General features: G+C 81.1%; 1 protein-coding gene. It reads left to right on the top strand.

Annotation, left to right across the window (positions count from 1 at the left end):
* Positions 1-1,234: DUF6350 family protein (locus KUM32_RS32225; protein ID WP_217145492.1), on the top strand; the 1,234-nt coding region annotated here is incomplete at both ends.

Genomic DNA, 1,234 nt, shown 5'->3' with positions numbered 1-1,234 from the left:
ACACGCTGTCCGGCGTCCCGGCGCCCGTGGGCGTCACCCCCCTGCTGTTGCTGGTGCTGCCGGTGTGGCTGCTGCACCGCGCGGCCCGGGAGGCCACGGACCCCGGGGACGGAGTCGGTGTCGTCGTGGGGGCGGGGCCTGGGGTGGGCGGCGGACCGCGCCCCGGCGGGGGAGGGGGCCGAGACGCCGGGCCCCCGGTCGTCTCCGCGCGCATCGCCTGGGCCGGGGTCGTCGTCGGCTACCTCGCCGTCGCCCTGCCCGTCGTGCTGTACGCGGCGAGTGGCGCGCTGCGCCCCTCCTGGGGGTGGGTGGTGGTGTGGCTGCCGCTGGTCACCATGGCCGCGGCGGGGGCGGGCGTGTGGACGGCGTTCGGCCGGCCGGGAGGTCCGGTGGGACGGGCGCTGGGCGTGCTGCCCCGCACGGTGCGGGTGCTGGTCGTGGAGCCGGACGCGCGCCTGGGCGCCGCGTCGCGCGCCGCGGGCGCCGGTGCGGCGGTGCTCGTCGGCGGCGGGGCGCTGCTGCTCGCGGTGTCGCTGGTGTGGCACGGAGCCGCCGCCCGGGAGGCGTTCGTGCGGCTGGCCGACGGATGGCCGGGCCGGTTCGCCGTGCTGCTGCTCTGCCTGACGCTGGTGCCGAACGCGGCGGTGTGGGCGGCGGCGTACGCCCTCGGCCCCGGCTTCGTGCTCGGCACCGGGCATGTCGTGGACCCCCTCACCTCCGACCCCGCCCCGCTGATGCCGCCGTTCCCGTTGCTGGCGGCGGTGCCGGACGCGGGCCCGGGCACGCCGCTGCACTGGACGGCCGGGGTGGTGCCGCTGGCGGCGGGGGTGGTGACGGGGTGGTTCACGGGCCGGGCGGCCACGGCGGCCGTGGCGACCCCGGCGCGTGCGGCGGGCACAGGGCGTGGGGGGACCGTGGCGCGTGCGGTGGCCGCGGCGGGGGCGGCCCCGGACGCGGTCCGGGGGGACGGGGCGGCCACCGGGGTGTGGTCGTGGCGGCGGACCGCCGTCGCCGCCGTCGTGGCCGCCGGTCTCTGCGCGGTCCTCGTCGCCCTGTTGGCCGCCCTGGCGGGCGGGCCGCTCGGGGGCGCCGTGCTCGCCCGGTTCGGGCCGGTGTGGTGGCAGGCCGGCGGCGCGACGCTGGTGTGGGTCGGGCTGGTGGCGGTGCCGGTGGCGGTGGGGGTGCGGGCGTGGTGGGGCCGGGCGGCGGCCGCGCAGGCCCAGGTGGTCTCGAC

The sequence above is a fragment of the Streptomyces sp. AC627_RSS907 genome (assembly GCF_019049165.1).
This window is presented reverse-complemented; position numbering and strand designations above follow the sequence as displayed.